A 15784-nucleotide genomic window follows, 5' to 3' on the forward strand; every position below is an offset into this window, starting at 1 on the left:
CGGCTGATACAGTATATTAGCTAACACTAATATACGAATCATTTCGTGTAAGCTTTTTTGCGCTGCATACTGTGTATTTCCTATTCGGCAACCAAATTAAAAGTAGGAAACTTCAGAGAAAACAATATTCTGTAACATCCTTCCCGAAGGTTTGTCAGGGTGTTTAGGAGGTATCGGCAGGGGGCCGCGCTCGGCCTGGCGTCGTTCAGCCGCGCATCGATCATCGTTCCGCCCGGAGTCTTGGCCTGCCAATCCAAGGGTGAAGCCTTGGACTCCAACCGGCCAGCATGACCAAGGGCGGCGCTTCGCAACGGCGGGAAGCCGCTGCTACGGCCGGCGCGACGATGATGGTCAGCCGTCGGGTGCGTTCGCGCTGGGCGGAACGGGCTTGCCTTTTCTGCGTGGACTGTCTATTTTTACAGTTATGGATAATCTCGTGGAAAACCCGCCATGACCCTCGCTTCGCCTGCTGCCGAACCGCCGCCCCGTCGCCTGCTGGACCAAGTGCGCGATAAGCTGCGCAAACTGCATTACAGCCCGCGCACCGAGGAGGCCTACGTCGGTTGGATCAAGCGCTTTATCTGGTTTCACAATAAGCGCCACCCGCGGGACATGGGCGCCCAAGAAGTGGAAGCCTTCCTGTCGAACCTGGCGGTCCAACGTGGTGTGTCCGCGTCGACCCAGAATCAAGCCCTGTGCGGTGTACTCTTTCTGTACAAGCAGGTGCTGGGCATCGAACTGGGCTGGGTGGACGGGGTGACCCGCGCAAAGCGTCCGGAGCGGGTGCCGGTGGTGTTGACCAGGGAGGAGGTCGCGCTGGTGTTGGGGCAGATGCGTGGACGCGACTGGCTGATGGCCAGCCTGATGTATGGGACCGGTCTAAGGCTCATGGAGTGCGTGAAGTTGCGGGTGCAGGATATCGATGCGTTGCGCCGTGTTGCGCACGGGGATCGCCAAGCGGGCGACGCCGCACACGCTGCGCCATTGCTTCGCAACCCATTTGCTGGAGTCGGGGTATGACATCCGCACGGTGCAGGAGCTGATGGGCCATCAGGATGTCACCACGACGCAGATTTACACCCATGTGTTGCAGCGCGGCGGCTCGGCGGTGCAAAGCCCGGTGGATGCGCTGCTCGGCGTCGGCGTGCGACACGCGGCAGCGTAGGCGATTTCCGGGAATAGACATCCCAACTGCGCGTGCCTGCAAGATCCGGAGGGGCTGTATGGGCGACTAAAGTCGCCCCTACACGTCGGTACATCTTTTCCCGGAAATCACCTTAGGGCGGAACACCAGAGGAGGCGCCGCCAGGCCGGCGGTCGCACCAATGGCGCCCTGCGGGTCGGACGTTGCAACTCGCTACGATCGAGCGCAGATGTTTTTCTTCATCTGTGGACATCTGTGACATCTGTGGATCAATTCGGGCAATTGCTCTGGCCTGAGCGGCGATCATGACCAGGGGATCCTCGCTCGCGACAGTTCCAACGCGACATGCCCGCCCAACGCCCAACGGCGTCCGCCCCATCATCCTGAGAATGTTAAACTCCGCCCGTCCGGAACACGCCTGATGCGGCCGATCGGCTTGATCGCGATCCTGAGGCGATTGCTGTCGGAGAATCGATCAGGTCAGCGCTTGCCTCAGGGTGATTGATGTACGGTACACCGCTCGCTATTTTTCTGCCCTCGCTGGCCGGCGGTGGTGCGGAACGCATGATGCTGAACCTCGCCCAGGGGGCGGTAGCGGCGGGTGTCGCGGTGGATCTCGTGGTTGGTCAGGCGGCGGGGCCTTACCTGGCGCTGGTGCCGCCGGGCTGCACGCTGGTCGACCTTGGCGCGGCGCGGGTGCTGGGTGCTTTGCCGGGACTGGTGCGCTATCTGCGCCGGCGTCGGCCGCGGGCTCTGCTGGCCGCGATGGATCATGCCAACATGGTCGCCTTGTGGGCGCGCGTCCTGGCACGGGTGCCGACCCGTGTCTGTGTCAGCGTGCGCAGCAATCTGTCGCAGGAGGCCGCTCACTCGCCGTTTCTGGCCGGGCGCTGGATGCCGTGGCTGGCGCGTGCCTTTTATCCGCGCGCGGATGCCGTCATCGCCGTGTCGCAAGGGGTGGCGGATGACCTCGACCGGCTGCTCGGCGTCGGTCGTGCCCGCATCCTGGTGATTCCCAATCCGGTGGTGACGCCCGAATTGGCCGCGCTTGCCACTGCGCCGGCCGATCATCCCTGGCTGCAACCGGGCACAGCGCCGGTGATCCTGGCCGCCGGGCGGCTGGCCCCGCAGAAAGATTATCCGACGCTGATTCGCGCCTTCGCGGCCTTGAGTGCCGGGCGGGATCTCCGTCTGATCATCCTTGGCGAGGGGCCGGAGCGCACGGCACTGGAGTCGCTGATTCAGCAACTGGGGCTCGCTGATCGGGTTTCCCTGCCCGGATTCAGGGACAATCCCTTTGCCTATATGAGCCGCGCCCGCCTGTTCGTGCTGTCATCGGCTTGGGAGGGGTTGCCGGGGGTGCTGATTCAGGCCATGGCCTGCGGGACCCCGGTGGTTAGCACCGACTGCCCGAGCGGACCCCGGGAGGTTCTGGCGGACGGGCGCTACGGCCCGCTGGTTCCGGTGGGCGCGGTCGAGGCGCTGGCCGTGGCGATGGCGCTGACCCTGGAGCAACCGCCGGAACCGGAACGCCTCAAGGCGCGTGCCGCGGATTATGGACTCGAACCCGTGACCCGCCGGTATCTGGAGGTGCTGGGATGCGGCTCACTTGCGCCGGGGTGTGATCCGACATGATGTGGTTTGCGTGGGCCAAGTCTTTAGGTCGGATGGGTGGAGCGAGCGCAATGCCTATCCTCAAGTGCCGCCGTGGTCGGATGGGTGTCGCGCTCGAGATTGGGCAAGCTGAAATGTTGGGGTTCGTTCCTCACCCCAACCTACGGCATTGCGATGTTTTCGGGTTCGCAGCGAACATTTTCACAATCGCTCTCGCTCTACCCATCCTACGCGCTACCTGTGATCCGAGCGGGACCGCGGGATGAAGATCGCCCACGTCATCACCGGCCTGGAACTGGGCGGCGCCGAGATGATGTTGTTCAAGCTGCTGAGCACGATGGACCGGACGGTCTTCGAGCCGCTGGTGATCTCACTCATCCCTCCCGGACCCATGGGGCCGCGGATCGGCGAACTGGGTGTCCGGGTGGAGACGCTCGATTTGCGCCGCGGTTTCCCGACGGCCGGGGCGGTGGTGCGTCTGGTGCGTCTGCTGCGCGCCTTTCGGCCCGATCTGATCCAGACCTGGATGTACCATGCGGATTTGCTCGGCGGGCTGGTGTTGCCGCTGGTGCGGGCGGGGTCCGGGCGTCCGCGGCTGGTCTGGAATATCCGCCAGAGCGATCTGGACCCGCGTCAGACCCGCCGCGCCACCCGGATCGTGGCCCGGCTCAATGCCGGGCTCTCCCGTCTGGCGCCGGACCGCATCCTCTGTTGCTCGGAACGCGCGCGGCAGGTCCATCTGGCCTTGGGTTATCGGCGCGGCATCCTGTCCGTGATCCCGAACGGATTCGAGCTGGAGCGGTTCCGGCCGGATGCGCAGGCGCGCGCCGCGCTGCGCGGTGCCTTGGGGATACCGGACGCGACTCCGCTCGTCGGGCTGGTGGCCCGATTCGATCCGCAGAAGGATCTGCCGACCTTTCTGCGGGCGGCGGCGCTGGTCCGGGCCGCGCGACCCGAATGCCGGTTCTTGCTGTGCGGTCCGGGGATGGGCGCGGCCAATCCGCAACTGACGGGCTGGGTTGCGGACGCGCGTCTGGGTGACGCGATCAGCCTGCTCGGTCCGCGCGCCGACACCCCGCGGGTCTTTGCCGCTCTCGACCTGCTGGTCAGCGCCTCGGCCTATGGGGAAGGCTTCCCGAACGTGATCGGCGAGGCCATGGCCTGCGCCGCGCCCTGTGTGGTCACGGACGTGGGCGACTCCGCCCTGATCGTCGGCGCGACCGGGCGCACCGTGCCGCCGCGCGACCCGCCGACCCTGGCCGCGGCCATCGGGTGCCTGCTCGCCGAGGGTCCGGATAGGCTGGCTGACCGCGGCCGCGCCGCCCGCGCCCGCATCGCAGCGCACTACGCCTTGCCGCTGATCGCCACGCGCTACGGGGATCTCTATTTGTCACTGAATCGAGGGAGTCGCTAATGTGCGGTCTGTGCGGCCTGATTGAGCCCGGTGTCCCGGCCGAGTCCGACCTGCGTCATGCCGTCGGGCGGATGAACGATACGTTGGTTCATCGGGGACCGGACGATCAGGGCCTGTGGCTGGACCCCGCGGCAGGGGTCGCGCTGGGGCACCGGCGCCTGTCGATCCTCGACCTCTCGCCCCTGGGGCACCAGCCGATGGTCTCCCATTGCGGCCGGTATGTGCTCGCCTTCAATGGTGAAATCTACAATTATCCGGCCCTGCGCCGCGACCTTGGCGATGCCGTGCCCTGGCGTGGGCACTCGGATACCGAGGTGTTGCTCGCCTCGATCAGCCGACGCGGGGTGGTGGCGACGCTGCCGCAACTCAACGGCATGTTCGCCTTTGCCCTGTGGGACCGGCAGGAGCGCCGGCTCACCCTGGCGCGCGACCGCCTGGGCGAGAAGCCGCTCTACTATGGCTGGAATCGCGGGCGCTTTCTGTTCGGCTCCGAGCTCAAGGCGCTGACCGCCCATCCGGACTGGCAGGGCACGCTCGATCGGGATGCGCTGGCGGCTTATCTGCGTCTGAGTTACGTCCCGGCGCCGCATTCCATCTACCAGGGGATCCACAAGCTCGAACCCGGGACCTATGCCACCCTCGATCAGGGTCAGCAGATCCCGGTCATCCGCGCCTATTGGACTGCGCGCGAGGCGGTCGAGCGCGGTCTGGCCGCGCCCTTTAGCGGATCGCGGGCGCAGGCCCTGGACGCGCTGGAGTCACTGCTGACCGATGCCGTGGGGTTGCGGATGCACGCCGATGTCCCGCTCGGCGCCTTCCTCTCCGGCGGCATCGACTCCACCGTGGTGGTGGCCCTGATGCAGGCTCAGTCGACCAAACCGGTGCGCACCTTTTCCATTGGGTTTCACGAGGCCGGATTCGACGAGGCACCCCATGCCCGGCAAGTCGCCGCGCATCTGGGGACCGATCATACCGAGTTGTACGTCACCGCTCAGCACGGCATCGAGACCATCATCGACCTGCCGCGGCTCTGGGACGAACCCTTCGGGGACTCGTCCCAGATCCCGACCCTGCTGGTGAGCCGGATGGCCAGGCGCGATGTGACCGTGTGCCTGTCCGGTGACGGCGGAGACGAGTTGTTCGGCGGCTATTCCCGGTATCTCTGGACGCGCGACACCTGGCGGCGCATCGGCTGGGTGCCGCTGGGGCTGCGCCGGGCGCTGGCCGGTGCGGTTACCGCCATCGCCCCCGGCACCTGGGACCGGCTGCTGCGGCCCTTCGGCCGGCTGCTTCCCGGACCGCTCGCTATCGCCAACCCGGGGGACCGACTGCATAAGGCGATCGATGTCCTGACCGGCGACTCACCCGAGGCGCTCTATCTGCGCATGGTCTCGCACTGGAACGACCCGGCCGCGCTGGTGATCGGCGCCCGGGAACCGGCGAGTGTGCTCACCGATCCGGCGCGGCGCCCGCGCACCGGGTCGATCACCGAGTCGATGATGTTCATGGACAGTTGTCTTTATCTGCCGGATGACATCCTGGTCAAGGTCGACCGGGCCAGCATGGGGGTCGGCCTGGAGGCGCGGGTGCCCCTGCTGGATCATCGGGTGTTCGAGTTCGCCTGGTCACTGCCGCTGCGCTGGAAAGTGCGCGGGCGTCTCGGCAAGCTCCCGCTACGCCACATTGTCGAGCGGCATGTGCCGCGTGCCCTCATGGATCGGCCCAAGATGGGGTTCGGGGTGCCGATCGAGCATTGGCTGCGCGGGCCGCTGCGTGACTGGGCGGAGGCGCTGCTGGCGCGTGATCGGCTGCTGGCCGACGGCATCCTGAGGCCCGATCCCATCCGCGCCAAGTGGGAGGAGCACCTGGCGGGGCGGCGCAACTGGTCCTATTACCTGTGGGATTTGCTGATGTTCCAGGCGTGGCTGGATGCGGCCAGGGCAGCTCCGTCCGCGAGTCGCCGGCCATGACGGCGCTCGGCACCCGGCGGGTCGCGTTCTTCGTGACCGTGGACTGGTATTTCTGTCATCACTATCTCGCGCTGGCCCAGGCCGTGCGCGATGCCGGCTTCGCGGTCACGGTCATCACCGGGGTGGAGGCTCACGGCGAGCGCATCCGCGCGGCCGGGCTTGACCTGATTCCACTGGAGGTCTCGCGCAAGGGGATGCATCCTTGGCATGAATTGCGCAGCATTGCGCAGTTGACGCGCATCCTCAGGGATCTGAAGCCCGTCCTGCTGCACAATATTGCCCAGAAGCCGGTGCTTTACGGCACCTTCGCGGCCCGTCTTGCGGGGGTGCCGACGGTGGTCAACGGGGTGGCGGGGATGGGCTATCTGTTCTCCTCCGACGGCCCGCGAGCCCGCTTGGTGCGCGGATTGGTGGGTGGGGCTTATCGCGCCCTGCTGGCTGCACCGAACGTGCGGGTTCTGGTGCAGAACCCGGACGATCAGCAGCAGGTTCTGCGGCTCACGGGGGTGGAGCCGGTCCTGATCCCCGGTTCCGGGGTGGATATCGCGCGCTTCGTCCCGCGAGCGGACCCGCCGGGGGCGGCGGTGGTGATGCTGGCCTCGCGGATGCTGTGGGACAAGGGCGTTGGGGATTTCGTCAGCGCCGCCCGCCTGCTCAAGGCGCGCGGCAGCCCGGCGCGGTGCGTGCTGGTGGGCAAGCCCGATCCCGGCAATCCGACCTCGGTGGCGGAGGAGCAACTGCGCGACTGGCATCAGGAGGGCTGTATCGAGTGGTGGGGCCACAGCGCCGACATGCCAGCTGTGCTGGCGCAGGCGCACATCGCCTGTCTGCCGTCCTATTATCGCGAGGGTTTGCCCAAGTTCCTGATCGAAGCCGCGGCCGCGGGGCTGCCGTTGGTCACCACGGATGCGACCGGCTGTCGGGAGGCCGTCGAGGTCGAGTGCAATGGATTGCTGGTTCCGGTCCATGACCCGCTGGCCTTGGCGCACGCGCTTGAACGTTTGATCGGCGACGCGGATTTGCGGCGGCGGTTCGGCGCGCGTTCGCGGATAATCGCCGAGACGCGCTTTGACTCTGCTCTGATCCATGCGGCGACCCTCGAGGTGTATCGTGAACTGCTTGAAACCGGAACAGCATCGTCGAAAGCAAATGAACAGGATTGAGGTAACTATATGAAAACAGCTTTGATTACCGGTGTGACCGGACAGGACGGCGCCTACCTGGCGGAATTCTTGCTGAACAAAGGCTATGTCGTGCACGGCATCAAACGGCGGTCTTCGCTGTTCAATACCGACCGTATCGATCATCTCTATCAGGATCCCCATGAGACTGACCGCCGCTTTATTCTCCATCATGGCGATCTGACCGACTCGATGAGCCTCATCCGGGTCATCCAACTGGTGCAGCCGGACGAGATCTACAATCTGGCGGCGCAGAGTCATGTCGCGGTGTCGTTCGAGGAGCCGGAATATACCGCCAACTCCGATGGATTGGGCGCGCTGCGCATTCTGGAGGCGATTCGCATCCTCGGATTGGAGCGCAAGACACGCTTCTATCAGGCGAGCACCTCCGAGCTCTTCGGCCTGGTGCAGGAGACGCCGCAGCGCGAGACGACTCCGTTCTATCCGCGCAGCCCCTATGCGGTCGCCAAGCTCTATGCCTATTGGATCACCGTGAACTACCGTGAGGCCTATGGCATCTATGCCTGCAACGGCATTCTCTTCAATCACGAGAGCCCGGTGCGCGGTGAGACCTTCGTGACCCGCAAGATCACCCGTGCCCTGGCGCGCATCACCCTCGGCCTGCAAGACTGCGTTTACCTCGGCAATCTGAGCGCCAAGCGCGATTGGGGCCATGCGCGCGACTATGTCGAAATGCAATGGCTGATGCTGCAGCAGGAGCAGCCGGAGGATTTCGTCATCGCCACCGGCGTGCAATACAGCGTGCGCGACTTCGTGGACGCCGCCGCGCAGGAATTGAATATTACGATCCGCTGGGACGGCGAGGGTGTCGATGAGAAGGGATATGACGCCGCCGGGCGGTGCATCGTCGCCGTCGATCCCCGGTATTTCCGGCCCACTGAAGTGGAAACCCTGCTCGGCGATCCGCGCAAGGCGCATGAGCGGCTCGGCTGGGCGCCCGCGACCAGCTTCCAGGAACTGGTGTCCGAGATGGTCCGCGAGGATCTCAGGCAGGCGCAGCGCGATGAACTGGTGACGCAACACGGTTACAGTACCTTCAACCACCACGAATGAGGTCGAACATGGAGACCGAACAGACGATCTTTGTGGCCGGACATCGCGGCATGGTCGGCGCCGCTCTCGTGCGTGAATTGAGCCGACGTGGTTACCGCAACCTGATGACCCGGACCCATGCCGAGTTGGACCTGACGGATCAGGCCCAGGTGCGGGCTTTTTTTCAGGCGGAACGGCCAGCCGCGGTCTATCTGGCGGCGGCGAAAGTCGGCGGGATTCACGCCAATGACAGCTTTCCCGCCGAGTTCATCTATCAGAACCTGATGATCGAGGCCAACGTCATTCACGAGGCCTGGCGCGCCGGGGTGCGGCGCTTGTTGTTTCTCGGATCGAGCTGTATCTATCCGCGGCTGGCGCCGCAGCCGATCCCCGAGGGGGCGCTGCTGACCGGGCTGCTGGAGCCCACCAACGAACCCTATGCCGTCGCCAAGATCGCCGGCATCAAGCTCTGCGAGTCCTATAACCGGCAATATGGCACCGATTACCGCAGTGTCATGCCGACCAATCTCTATGGCCCGGGCGACAATTATCACCCACTGAACAGCCATGTCATCCCCGCGCTGCTGCGCCGTGCGCACGAGGCCAAGATCGGCGGACTGGATGAACTGGTGATCTGGGGGACCGGGAAGGCGCGGCGCGAGTTCCTCTATGTCGAGGATATGGCCGCCGCCTGCGTGCACGTCATGGACCTGGATCAGGCAACCTACGCCGCCCATACGGAGCCGATGTTGTCGCATATCAACGTCGGCGCGGGCGAGGATTTGACCATCGCTGAACTGGTGGTGCTGATCTGCGACACGGTTGGTTTCACCGGGCGGGTCGTTTATGATCCGACGAAGCCCGACGGGGCGCCGCGTAAACTCCTGAATACGGAGCGGCTCAGTGCACTCGGTTGGCAGCCGCGCGTCGCATTGAAAGAGGGACTGGAGCGGACCTATCGGGCCTTCGTTGAAGCGCAGTAACGAGTCCGAAATACATGTCGACCGGCTAACGGCCCGGAAGGACTCCGGAACATGAGTGTACCCCGTGGGAGCGGCGTCCCGCCGCGATGCGGTGCGGCGGTGACCACTAACGCTGCGGTTTCGCGCCCGGCCTGTCGCGGCGGGACGCCGCTCCCACAGCGTCGCTGCGCGACTGTTGCGGTACGTCTCCGGTTATCTTGTAGCCGAAACGACGATCAAGGCCCGCGCCGGTCTGTCGCTTGAAGTCACGGCATCACTTTCGTACGCAGGCGATCACCGCCTCCGCGATCCGGTCCTGCGCGGACTCGCTCAGGTCCGCATGCATCGGCAGGCTGATGACGCTGGCGGCGAGTCGGGCCGCGACCGGCGTGCAGTCGGGGCAACAGAGGTGCTGATAGGCGGGCTGGGCATTGAGCGGGATCGGGTAGTGCACCGCGCTCGGAATGCCGCGTGACTGGAGCGCATCGACCACGGCGTCCCGGTTGGGGACCTGCAGGGTGTATTGAGCAAAGACGCAGGTGCGGTCCGGGCGAATGACGGGGGTGGTGATGCGCGGGGCGGCAGCGAACAATTCCGAATAGCGTCGGCCGATCGCGATGCGCCGCTCAATCTCCCAGTCGAAGCGGTCGAGTTTCGCCAGGAGCACCGCGCATTGCAGGGTGTCCATGCGCCCGCCGACACCGACGCGGGTGTGGACATAGCGCCGCGCTTGGCCATGCACGCGCAATTCGCGCAGGGTCTGGGCCAACTCTCCGTCATTCGTGAAAATGGCGCCGCCGTCGCCATAACAGCCCAGCGGCTTGGACGGGAAGAAACTGGTACAGCCGATCGTCGAGAGATTGCCGCTCTTCACGCCCCGGTAGCTGGCGCCGAAGCTCTGGGCCGCGTCTTCAATGACCGGCAGTGCGTAGGCCGCCGCGATGGTGTTGATGGCCTCCATATCCGCCGGCTGGCCATAGAGCGCGACCGGAATGATCGCCTTGGTGGTCGAATTGATCGCGGCCTCGAGTTTGTCGACATTGATGTTACCGGTGTCCGGCTCGACATCGACAAAGACCGGACGCGCACCTACCAGACAGATGACTTCCGCGGTCGCCACGAAGGTAAAGGGTGTGGTGATCACTTCGTCACCTGGACCGACGCCCAAGGCCATCAGGCTGATCAGGAGGGCCTCGGTGCCGGAGGCGACACTGACGCAGTGAGCAGCGCCCGTATAGGCTTGCAGCCGCTGTTCCAATTCCTCCATCTCCGGCCCCAGGATATAGCGGCCGTGATGCAATACCCGGTGGATCTGTGCCTCCAATTGGTGGCGAATGGCTGCTTGCTGGGCGGGCAGATCGATAAAGTCGATCCGGCGGGGGGCCGGCGGGAGCGCCAGATAGCCGGCGGGACTGATGGCCTGTTCCGCATGAGCGGCCATGAAGGTTTCATCTCTTGTCAGAATCTTCACCGTGCCGCGGGGCAAGCGATCCAAGGCATTCAACAGACGCTCGCGGGCCGGATCCGGCGCGTCGAACCGCGTGAAATCTCCGGCCAGGGCGGCGAGCCATTGCTTATCCCGGGCGAAGCCATCGAGCCGTTGCCTGGCAAGCCGCGTTGGCGCTTCAGCCGCATGGCTTTCGGCCGTGTCTTGCAGGGCGCGCAGAACCCCATCCTCGTAGCCCTGGGCCGCGCCGACATAAAGCCAGACGGTACCGCCTTCATCAAGACAACGGGCAATCGCGGCCGATGCGTCGGGACTTGGTGCGGCCTCCGGGACACAGGCGGCGATGACGCAATCAGCATCGAGTAATAGATCCATGATTCGGAGTTTCTCGTGATGTAGTCGGAGTTGCTACCAGCTCGCCGCCGCCCCGGCAATCTCTTTCAGCATGGTCGCGACCCGAGCCATGACCGGGCTGCCCGCGACCTGATCCTGGGGTATTTCGCGGTGCACGACGTAGGTCGTTCCCGACGCGCCGGGCAGGGTGTAGAGGCCGATGATGAAGGGGCAATTGACCAGGCGGGCGGGGTCTTCACGGGTCATTTCGCGCGACAGGACGGCGCTGCAGAACTCGACCGACTCGGCGCGTTGGTAGATGGGTTGCTCCTGGCCCAGGTCTTTGCCGGTGCGTTCCAGCATCTCGGACAGGTGCATGACATTGTTGATGTACATACCCCGTTCCTCGATGGCCAGCTTGAGCGCATCGAGTACGTCGTCGAATCCGGCCTGGCTCGGGTAGACGGCATAGCCGGATCCGGCCGCGGCCAGGGACGGGATCAGGGCCATGACCAGGAGGATCAGCCGCCGCGCGGGGCTTTGCATGAGTGGTGACCTTTCAACAGGGGTGGGCGGATGGCGGTGGGAAGAACCCGCGTCCTCGTGATCGACGCGGGTTACCGGGAGGCGCGGCTCAGTATTGATTCATCGGCCGGAACGCAGGGGCCGAGGGCCATTCCGCGGCGGGTGCCGACGAGGGTGGTTTGGCTGGCCGCTGGGCCGTCTCCAGTTCCTCGATACGGCGCTTGAGTGCATCGATCTCTTTCTGACTCGCCGCATTGTCCGCGGCCGACGCGCTCGGTGTCGCGGCCGGTGGCGTCACCGCCGGTGCCCCTAAGTAACCCGGTGCGCCGTAGCCGTAACCCGGATAGCCATAACCCGGTGCCCCATAGGGTGTGCCCCAGGGACCCCCGCCATAGCCGCCGTAAGGACCGCCCCAGGGGCCGTCGTAGTAATCGTCGTAATAATCGCGGTTACCTCCCATCCAGCGTCCGGGGTTCATCATGTTCCCGAAGTCGAATCCCTGCGCAATTGGCGTATAGAGACTGGAGCCGACCAGGACAGCAAGCGAAATCGCTGAGAGGGTTTTGGCAATCGGCATCTTGGCGAAGGTTAGGATCACGGCGGGGCTTCCTCCAGGGTTATTGCTATATTGACGAACGGCCGACATCCACGCGTTTCTAACACTCAAGCGTGCAGTGGGTCAACGGAGATCCGACTCAATCCCGGCCAGCGGCGTGCGTAGTCAGTGCTTCCAGTCCTGACGGTGTCAGGCCAGGATGGCCTGACTACGCACCCGGCGAGCCCAAGTGGCCGGAATCTTGATCGAGGCCATCGTGCCCATGCCGGTGTGCGTGCCCGTGGTGAGCATGATCGTGATCATGGTGATGATGCGTGTGTCCATGACCGCTCACCGACTCCGCGGCTGGCCCGGCCGCGGCGTGCAGTCGCGACCCGTCCGGCGCAATGGCGGGGCGCAGGGTGCGGCCTTGCTCCAGACGGGCCCGCTGGGCGGTCAGTTCGTCTTGCAGCCAGTGCAGCCAGGGTTCCAGTTGACCGCTGCCGCGGGTGGAGACGACCGCGAAAGGCGCCGTGGTGGCCAGGTCCCGCAGATAGTGCTCGGCGCGTTCGGGTACGAACTCGGGCAGAACGCTCAGCAGGTCCGCTTTGGTGCAGAGCACCAGATCCGCCGCACGGAACATGACCGGATACTTGGCCGGCTTGTCGTCGCCCTCGGGGACCGAGAGCAGGGTGACGTTGCGGTGCTGGCCCAGATCGAAGCTGGCCGGGCACACCAGGTTGCCGACGTTCTCGATGAACAGGATGTCGATGCCGGTCAGGTCCAGATGGTGCAGTGCATCGTGGACCATGTGCGCATCCAGATGACAGGCGCTGCCGGTGGCGATCTGAATCGCCGGAATGCCCTTGGCGCGGATGCGGACGGCATCGTTCTCGGTCTCCAGATCGCCCTCGATCACCGCGATCCGCAACTGGCTGCCCAGGGCGTCGATGGTCGCCTCGAGCAGGCTGGTCTTGCCGGCACCGGGGGAGGACATCAGGTTCAGCGCCAGCACCCGGTGGTGATCGAAATGTTCGCGGTTATGGGCGGCCTGATGGTCGTTTTCGGCGAGCAGTCCGGTCAGTACGGTGACCGCCGCCCGGCCGTCCTCGGTGCGCCCGAGTTTGCCGTCGGCGCGCACCAGATGCGCGTTGCCGGGGGTGATGTTGCAGCCGCAAGTGTCACACATATTGCTTTCCTCCTCGTCGGTGGTTGGCCGGAGCGAAACGGCGGACCTGAGTCTGCGAGTCTAACCCATTCGCGCCGCGAAATTGGCGTAGGCTCAGGCGTCAGGCGGCCGGCTCCGTCTTGTCCGGGATGGTCATTTCGAGTTGCGCCAGCAGCATTTCGTCGCCGCTCACCAGCCGGGTCTGAAAACTGCCGCAGGCACCGCAGAGCAAGCGGTTGGGGGCGGCCGGCGATTCGACGCCGCAGACCGTGCAGTGGACGCGGACCTCGGCAGTCTCGATCACGAGTTCGGCGGTCTCGGCGATCGTGCCCGCCGCGGCCAGAGTATAGGCGTGCTGGATCAGCACCGGCTCGACCCCGGAGAGCGGACCGACCTTGAGCAGGATGCGTTCCACCCGCGTGGCGCCGTGGTCGCGGGCGATCCCCTCGACCTGATCGAGCAGGGCCTGGCAAATGGAGAGTTCATGCATGATGGATCAGTGCTCGGCCAGGATCGGCGTTGTGGCGCCCTGGCGCGGGTCCTCGAAGGTGCGGAACCAGGAGAGTTTATCGCGCAGTTTGACGACCTCGCCGACAATGATCAGGGTCGGCGGTTTGGGCGGGTCCGCCTCCACGACGCTGAGAATGTCGGACAGGGTGCCGGTGTAGACGCGCTGCATGTGGGTGGTCCCCTGCTGCACCAGGGCCACCGGCATCGCGGGGGAGACGCCGTGCGCGGTCAATTCCCGGACGATGATCGGCAGTCCGACCAGGCCCATGTAGAACACAATGGTTTGGCCTGGCTGCGCGAGTTGGGTCCAGTTGAGGTTGATGCTGCCGTCCTTGAGGTGCCCGGTGACGAAGGTCACCGACTGCGCATAATCGCGGTGCGTCAGGGGGATGCCGGCATAGGCGGCGCAGCCCGAGGCGGCGGTGATGCCGGGGATGACCTGGAAGGGAATCCCCTCGGCGGCCAGAGTGTCGATTTCCTCGCCGCCGCGGCCGAAGATGAAGGGGTCGCCGCCCTTCAGCCGCAGCACCCGGTGCCCGTCGCGCGCCAGGTCGGCGAGCATCCGGTTGATCTCTTCCTGGCGCATCACGTGATTGTTGCGCTCCTTGCCCACATAGATCCGTCGGGCGTCACGCCGTGTCATGGCGAGGATGGGTTCGGCGACCAACCGGTCGTAGACCACCACGTCCGCCTGCTGCATGAGGCGCAGGGCACGGAAGGTCAGGAGGTCGGGATCGCCGGGGCCGGCCCCTACCAGATAGACCTCACCCAGATCGTGATCGAGTGCATCGGGAGCCAGTTCGCGCTCGATCGCCGCCTCGGCTTCGTCCACCTGGCCGGCAAAAATCCGTTCAGCGACGGCGCCTTCCAGGACCCGGTCCCAGAAATGGCGGCGGTCCCGCTGATCGCTGAAACGGTCCTTGACCCGTGTGCGGTAGCGGCCGCACAGGTCGGCCAGGCGGCCGTAGCCGGCGGGGATCAGCGCTTCGAGCCGGGTGCGCAGCAGTCGCGCCAGGACCGGGGAGGTCTTGCCGCTGGAGACGGCGACGATCACCGGCGCCCGGTCGATGATGGACGGCAGCAGGAAGGTGCAGGCGTCCGGGTCATCGACGACGTTCACCGGAATATCCTGCGCCTTGGCGAGCGCGGCGATCTGCCGGTTCACCGTTGGGTCGTCGGTTGCGGCAATGACCAGTTTCATGCCGAGGATGTCGGTGGGCGCAAAGGGACGGGGCTGGTGCCTGAACTCCCCCGCCTGGGCCTGGCGGGTCAGCGTATCGGTGAGTTGGGGGGAGACCAGGGTCACCGCCGCACCGGCGCGCAGCAGACTCGTCAGTTTGCGCTGCGCGGTCGCGCCGCCGCCCACCACCAGGCAGGATCGGTCCGCGATAGAGAGAAAGACTGGAAGGAATTCAAGGGTCATGGACTTCGGGCACCAGGTCGGCCGTTGAGTTGTCAGTCTAAAGACCTTAATATACTTAAATACTTAGCATTCGGATAGGTGGAGCGCGTGGTCAACGAGATCGATTCAGAGTCGCTGCAACAGCGGATCGCCGCCGGGGAGGGCATTGTGTTACTCGACATCCGCACTCCGGCTGAAGTCGCCCAAGGGGTGATTCCGCAGGCGCAGTTGCTGCCGATGCATCTGCTGCCCTTGCGGCTGAACGAACTGCCGCAGGATCGGGATGTGATCATCTACTGCCGCAGCGGCGCGCGCTCCTACCAGGCTTGTGCTTATATGATGCAGCAGGGTTGGGATCGGGTGATCAACCTGCGCGGCGGCATCATCGCCTGGGCGAGGCACGGATACCCGATCGACTATCCTGAGCAGTAAGGCGATTTCTGTCTAATCATGTACCATCTCACGCTTGGAGCCCGCGGTGCAGCGCATAGGATGGGCAGAGCGAGAGCGATGCCCATCCGGCCAC

13 protein-coding genes and 1 pseudogene are annotated in these 15784 nt (G+C 65.1%); 8 read left to right on the top strand and 6 right to left on the bottom strand.

Annotation, left to right across the window (positions count from 1 at the left end; translation table 11 throughout):
- Window positions 1-450: 450 nt before the first annotated feature.
- The 7 genes and pseudogenes from QZY03_RS27875 to QZY03_RS27905 all read left to right on the top strand — a co-directional run bounded on the left by QZY03_RS27875 (window position 451) and on the right by QZY03_RS27905 (window position 9359).
- A pseudogene (locus tag QZY03_RS27875) lies at window positions 451-1165 on the top strand (phage integrase N-terminal SAM-like domain-containing protein).
- Window positions 1166-1648: 483 nt separating this feature from the next.
- The gene (locus QZY03_RS27880; protein ID WP_295586971.1) at window positions 1649-2779 is read left to right on the top strand and encodes a glycosyltransferase; all 1131 of its coding nucleotides are present in this window, start codon (window positions 1649-1651) and stop codon (window positions 2777-2779) included.
- A gap of 241 nt (window positions 2780-3020) precedes the next feature.
- A complete protein-coding gene (locus QZY03_RS27885) occupies window positions 3021-4172 on the top strand; it encodes a glycosyltransferase (RefSeq protein ID WP_295586972.1) in 1152 nt (383 codons plus the stop codon).
- Window positions 4172-6142 (top strand): asparagine synthase (glutamine-hydrolyzing), encoded by a 1971-nt coding sequence (gene asnB / locus QZY03_RS27890; RefSeq protein WP_295586974.1) that lies wholly within the window; start codon window positions 4172-4174, stop codon window positions 6140-6142. The genes QZY03_RS27885 and asnB overlap by 1 nt, the downstream gene beginning before the upstream one ends.
- Window positions 6139-7305 carry a glycosyltransferase family 4 protein gene (locus tag QZY03_RS27895; RefSeq protein WP_295586976.1) on the top strand — a complete coding sequence of 389 codons (1167 nt, stop codon included), beginning with the start codon at window positions 6139-6141 and terminating at the stop codon, window positions 7303-7305. The genes asnB and QZY03_RS27895 overlap by 4 nt, the downstream gene beginning before the upstream one ends.
- Window positions 7306-7314: 9 nt before the next feature.
- Entirely contained in the window at window positions 7315-8397 is a 1083-nt protein-coding gene (gene gmd, locus QZY03_RS27900; RefSeq protein ID WP_295586978.1) for a GDP-mannose 4,6-dehydratase, read from the top strand.
- An 8-nt stretch (window positions 8398-8405) separates the two neighbouring features.
- Window positions 8406-9359, top strand: a complete 954-nt coding sequence (locus QZY03_RS27905; RefSeq protein ID WP_295586980.1) for a GDP-L-fucose synthase — start codon at window positions 8406-8408, stop codon at window positions 9357-9359.
- Window positions 9360-9612: 253 nt separating this feature from the next.
- On the opposite strand, the gene QZY03_RS27910 is transcribed toward QZY03_RS27905, so the two are convergent.
- From QZY03_RS27910 to cysG, 6 genes are all read right to left on the bottom strand, one after another.
- Window positions 9613-11160, bottom strand: a complete 1548-nt coding sequence (locus QZY03_RS27910) for a DegT/DnrJ/EryC1/StrS aminotransferase family protein (RefSeq protein WP_295586981.1) — start codon at window positions 11158-11160, stop codon at window positions 9613-9615.
- Between the two features lie 33 nt (window positions 11161-11193).
- Window positions 11194-11664 (bottom strand): DUF302 domain-containing protein, encoded by a 471-nt coding sequence (locus QZY03_RS27915; protein WP_295586983.1) that lies wholly within the window; start codon window positions 11662-11664, stop codon window positions 11194-11196.
- An 88-nt stretch (window positions 11665-11752) separates the two neighbouring features.
- Window positions 11753-12241 carry a hypothetical protein gene (locus QZY03_RS27920; RefSeq protein WP_295586985.1) on the bottom strand — a complete coding sequence of 163 codons (489 nt, stop codon included), beginning with the start codon at window positions 12239-12241 and terminating at the stop codon, window positions 11753-11755.
- 166 nt (window positions 12242-12407) lie between these two features.
- Window positions 12408-13367, bottom strand: coding sequence for a hydrogenase nickel incorporation protein HypB (gene hypB / locus QZY03_RS27925; protein WP_295586987.1), 960 nt, complete (start codon window positions 13365-13367; stop codon window positions 12408-12410).
- 100 nt (window positions 13368-13467) lie between these two features.
- Window positions 13468-13836: a hydrogenase maturation nickel metallochaperone HypA gene (locus QZY03_RS27930; protein ID WP_295586989.1), complete on the bottom strand. Its 369-nt coding sequence runs from the start codon at window positions 13834-13836 to the stop codon at window positions 13468-13470.
- A gap of 6 nt (window positions 13837-13842) precedes the next feature.
- Complete coding sequence (gene cysG / locus QZY03_RS27935) at window positions 13843-15279, bottom strand: siroheme synthase CysG (protein ID WP_295586990.1); 1437 nt, start codon at window positions 15277-15279, stop codon at window positions 13843-13845.
- A gap of 87 nt (window positions 15280-15366) precedes the next feature.
- On the opposite strand from cysG, the gene QZY03_RS27940 reads away from it, so the two are divergent.
- On the top strand, window positions 15367-15690 hold the full coding sequence (locus tag QZY03_RS27940) for a rhodanese-like domain-containing protein (protein WP_295586992.1): 324 nt from the start codon (window positions 15367-15369) through the stop codon (window positions 15688-15690).
- The last annotated feature ends 94 nt before the right edge of the window (window positions 15691-15784 follow it).

The organism is uncultured Lamprocystis sp. (assembly GCF_903933125.1).
Classification (GTDB): domain Bacteria; phylum Pseudomonadota; class Gammaproteobacteria; order Chromatiales; family Chromatiaceae; genus Thiodictyon.

Bases quoted from the DNA above. Each gene is read 5' to 3' on its own strand.
- QZY03_RS27905 (WP_295586980.1), top strand. From the start codon at position 8,406: ATGGAGACCGAACAGACGATCTTTGTGGCCGGACATCGCGGCATGGTC.
- gmd (WP_295586978.1), top strand. From the start codon at position 7,315: ATGAAAACAGCTTTGATTACCGGTGTGACCGGACAGGACGGCGCCTAC.
- QZY03_RS27910 (WP_295586981.1), bottom strand. From the start codon at position 11,160: ATGGATCTATTACTCGATGCTGATTGCGTCATCGCCGCCTGTGTCCCG.
- QZY03_RS27930 (WP_295586989.1), bottom strand. From the start codon at position 13,836: ATGCATGAACTCTCCATTTGCCAGGCCCTGCTCGATCAGGTCGAGGGG.
- QZY03_RS27880 (WP_295586971.1), top strand. From the start codon at position 1,649: ATGTACGGTACACCGCTCGCTATTTTTCTGCCCTCGCTGGCCGGCGGT.
- asnB (WP_295586974.1), top strand. From the start codon at position 4,172: ATGTGCGGTCTGTGCGGCCTGATTGAGCCCGGTGTCCCGGCCGAGTCC.
- QZY03_RS27885 (WP_295586972.1), top strand. From the start codon at position 3,021: ATGAAGATCGCCCACGTCATCACCGGCCTGGAACTGGGCGGCGCCGAG.
- cysG (WP_295586990.1), bottom strand. From the start codon at position 15,279: ATGACCCTTGAATTCCTTCCAGTCTTTCTCTCTATCGCGGACCGATCC.
- QZY03_RS27915 (WP_295586983.1), bottom strand. From the start codon at position 11,664: ATGCAAAGCCCCGCGCGGCGGCTGATCCTCCTGGTCATGGCCCTGATC.
- QZY03_RS27895 (WP_295586976.1), top strand. From the start codon at position 6,139: ATGACGGCGCTCGGCACCCGGCGGGTCGCGTTCTTCGTGACCGTGGAC.
- hypB (WP_295586987.1), bottom strand. From the start codon at position 13,367: ATGTGTGACACTTGCGGCTGCAACATCACCCCCGGCAACGCGCATCTG.